Source organism: Micromonospora sp. NPDC002296 (assembly GCF_040296145.1).
Taxonomy (GTDB): domain Bacteria; phylum Actinomycetota; class Actinomycetes; order Mycobacteriales; family Micromonosporaceae; genus Micromonospora.
In genome coordinates this window covers 1-3689 of sequence record NZ_JBEOWQ010000044.1, presented here as the reverse complement: position 1 = coordinate 3689, position 3689 = coordinate 1, and the positions used below count along the sequence as shown (strand labels likewise).

The following is a 3689-nucleotide window of genomic DNA, read 5'->3' as shown; positions in this document are numbered from 1 at the left end:
AACCTGGAGGGAAACACATGTCTGAGGTCGTGCGGGTGGTCGAGGAGGCCGCAGCCAAGCTGAACCTCACCACCATCGCCGGACTGGACCTGGCCAGGTCGGTGTCCCTGGTGGAGGCGATCAACGCGGCGCTGGGCACGAACCTGCCCAGCGGGGTGGTCGCCGACCACCCGGACACCGGCAGGCTCGCCGCGCACGTCGAGTCGGTGCTGGCGGCGCAGGCGCCACCGGAACAGGTGGCGATCGTCGGGTTGAACTGCCGCGCCGGTGACGCGGAGGGCCCCGACCGGTTCTGGGAACTGGTGCGTGCGGGGCGGGACGTGACCCGGGAGATCACCGACCCGGTCGCGCTGCGCATGTACCGGGAGGCGTTCCCCGACACCGAGCTGCCCCGCTACGGCGCCATGCCGGACACCGACGCGTTCGACCCGGCGTTCTTCCGCATCGCCCCGACCGAGGCGGCGGCGATGGACGCCGCCCAACGGGTGCTGCTGGAGTCCAGCTACCACGCCCTGGAGGACGCCGCCATCGACGCGGCCACCCTGCGCGGGCAACGGGTCGGCATGGTCGTGGGCACCACCGGCCTGGCACCCCAGGCGGAGTACAACGCGCAGTCGCTGCTGGGCTCGGACACCAGCGTGATGGTGTCCCGGCTCGCCTACCACCTCGACCTGGCCGGGCCGGCGCTCGCGGTGGACACCGCCTGCTCCTCGTCGCTGGTGGCCATCGACGTCGCCGCTCGACTGCTGCTGTCCGACGAGGCCGATCTGGTGCTGGCCGGCGGGGTCTACGTGTGCAACCACCCCGGCGTGTTCCTCACGATGCAGAGCCTGGGGACGGTGTCCCGTACCCGTCGGTGCAGGCCGTTCGACGCGGACGCCGACGGCATGCTCGTCGGTGAGGGCGTCGGAGTCCTGGTGCTCAAGCGGTTGTCCGACGCGCTGCGCGACAACGACCGGGTGCACGGGGTGATCCGGGCCAGTGGCACCAACCAGGACGGGCGCACGTCCGGTATCACCGCCCCCAGCACCCAGGCGCAGGCCACGTTGCTGCGCAGGACGCTGCGCCGCAGTGGGGTCCCGGTCGACCAGCTCGGCTACTTCGAGGCGCACGGCACGGGCACCACCCTCGGCGACCCCATCGAGATCGCGGGCATCACCTCGGCCTTCGCCGGGCTGACCGACCGCACCGGGTACTGCCCGATCGGGTCGGTCAAGGCGAACATCGGCCACACCATGGGTGCCGCCGGGGTGCTCGGGGTGATCAAGGTGCTGCTGAGCATGCGGGCCGGTGTGGTGCCGCCCGCGGCGAACTTCACCACCCCCAACCCGCACATCGACTTCTCCGCCGCGCCGGTGCGCGTGGTCACCGAGGAGATGCCGTGGGCTCCGGGCCCGGACGGCCGACGGCATGCCGCGGTCAGCTCCTTCGGCTACAGCGGCACCAACGCCCACCTGGTGCTCTCCGACTGTCCGGCGCCCGCCCGGCAACCCGCCGCCGCGTCCCGGCCGCAGCTGGTGCCGCTGTCGGCGCGTACCGCGGAACGCCTGCGGGTCAAGGCGGCCGAGCTCGCCGCCGCGCTGCGCGGTCCGCTCGCGGGGGCGGACCTGGTCGATGTCGCCTACACCCTGCAGGTCGGCCGGGAGCCGACGGCGGAGCGGGCGGTCGTGGTCGCAGGTTCCGTCGCGGAGCTGGCCGACCTGCTCGACCGGATCGCCGCGGGGGAGGGCGGGGACACCCGGGCCGTGCCCGCCGAGCTGGCCGAGCCCGCCCGGCGGTGGACGGCGGGTGAGCCGGTGGCCTGGGCACGCCTGCACCTGGGCGCCGCGCCGCGGCGGATCGGCCTGCCCGGCTACCCCTTCGAGCGCAACCGCTACCCGCACGTCTGGGCCGACGGCACCCCGATCGAACGCCCGACCGGCGGCGCGGCGCCGATCACGCCCGCCGCCCCGGGCGACGGGCATTCGCAGCCCGTTCAGCCCGTTCAGCCCGGCGTCCCAGGGGTGCCGTCGATGCTGTCGGAGCTGGACGCCGCCGCCGCCGCGCACTTCGACGAGCATCCCGACCGGACCAGCCTGCGGGCCGCTCTCGAGGCCGAGGAACTGGCGGGCGAGCTGGCCGTGCTGTGTGAGCGGCTGCTCCTGGCGTCCCTGCGTCGGATGGGCGTCTTCTCCGCCGAGGGCGAGCGGTACACCGTCGACGAGCTGATCGGCCGGCTCGGCGTCGTCGCGGAGCACCACCGCCTGGTGGCCGGGCTGGTGCACATCCTGGTCGACGCCGGCTACCTCGCCGAGCAGGGCGGCGCCTACACCACCACCGCCGGGTGCGCGGCGATGACCCTCCGCTGGGAGCAGTCCGAGGTGGACCGTCTGACCGAGGGCATGCTCGCCCACCGGCCCGAGATCGCGGGCTTCGCCCGCCTGCTCACCTCCTGCCTGGACGCCTACCCGGACGTGCTGACCGGCAAGCGCAAGGCGCACGAGGTGTTGTTCCCCGGCGGCTCGTTCACCGCCGTGGAGGACGTCTACCACAGCGACCAGGACTCCAACGCCCTGGTGGCCCGGCTGGTCGGGGAGTACGTGCGGGCCCGGCTCGACCGTGACCCGCAGGTCCCGGTGGCGGTGCTGGAGATCGGAGCCGGCACCGGCGGAACCGCCGCCTCGGTGCTGCCCGTCCTGGTCGAGCACAGCGACCGGGTGAGCTACACCTACACCGACATCTCCCGCGGCTTCACCCGCTACGGCGCCGACCGGTACGGCCGGGAGTACCGCTTCCTGGACACCGCGGTGCTGGACGTCGAACGCCCTCCGGCCGCGCAGGGCGTCACCGAGGGCGGCTACGACGTGGTGCTGGCCACCAACGTGCTGCACGCCACCGCGCGCATCGACCGCACCCTCGTCAACGCGCGGTCCCTCCTGCGGCCGGGCGGGGTGATCGTCGTGCTGGAGGTGACCCGGGTGCAGCCGTTCCCCACCCTGACCTTCGGGCTCATGTCGGGGTGGTGGTCGTTCGAGGACACCCGCCTGCCGAACGGGCCGCTGCTGAGCGCGCCGATGTGGCGACGGGCGCTGGAGCGGGCCGGAATGGGCTCGGTGCGGACGTTCTCACTGCTGGCCACCCGCGAGGACCAGGCGATCGAGTCGGTGATCCTGGCGGAGAACCCGGGTGCCGCCGACCAGAACGCGTCCGGCGGCCCGGTCGCGCCCGGCGGCCCGGTCGCGTCCGCCGTGACCCCGGCGGAGGCGGATCGGGCCGTGGCGACCCCGGGCGGCGCCCCGGCGGGCAACGCGCCGGAGGGCAACCCGCTGGAGGTCATGGTGGCCCAGGCGGTCGCCGAGGTGCTCGGCCTGCCGACGGTCGCCCCCGCGGACGACTTCCACGAGCTGGGCGGGGACTCGCTCCTGGCCACCCAGGTGATCTCCCGCCTGCGGGGCCGGTTCCCGATCGAACTCGACCTCGGCGGCCTGTTCGACGCCCGCACCATCTCGGGCATGGCCCAGATCGTCGAGGGCGAGCTGGTCGAACGGATCGACGAGCTTCCCGACGGCGTCGTGGCCGACATGCTCGCCTGATCTGCGGGGTCGGGCCGACCGGCCCCCGCCCCCCCCCCCCCCCCCCCCCCCCCCCCCCCCCCCCCCCCCCCCCCCGCGGGGGGGGGGGGGGGGGGGGGGGGGAAGAGCAACGCGGGG

At 74.5% G+C, this 3689-nt stretch carries 1 protein-coding gene; it reads left to right on the top strand.

The window, feature by feature from the left end:
* Positions 1 to 17 precede the first annotated feature (17 nt).
* Positions 18 to 3572: a class I SAM-dependent methyltransferase gene (locus ABT023_RS24485; RefSeq protein WP_350888740.1), complete on the top strand. Its 3555-nt coding sequence runs from the start codon at positions 18 to 20 to the stop codon at positions 3570 to 3572.
* The last annotated feature ends 117 nt before the right edge of the window (positions 3573 to 3689 follow it).

Coding starts and splice junctions, on each gene's coding strand:
- ABT023_RS24485 (WP_350888740.1), top strand. CDS start 18: ATGTCTGAGGTCGTGCGGGTGGTCGAGGAGGCCGCAGCCAAGCTGAAC.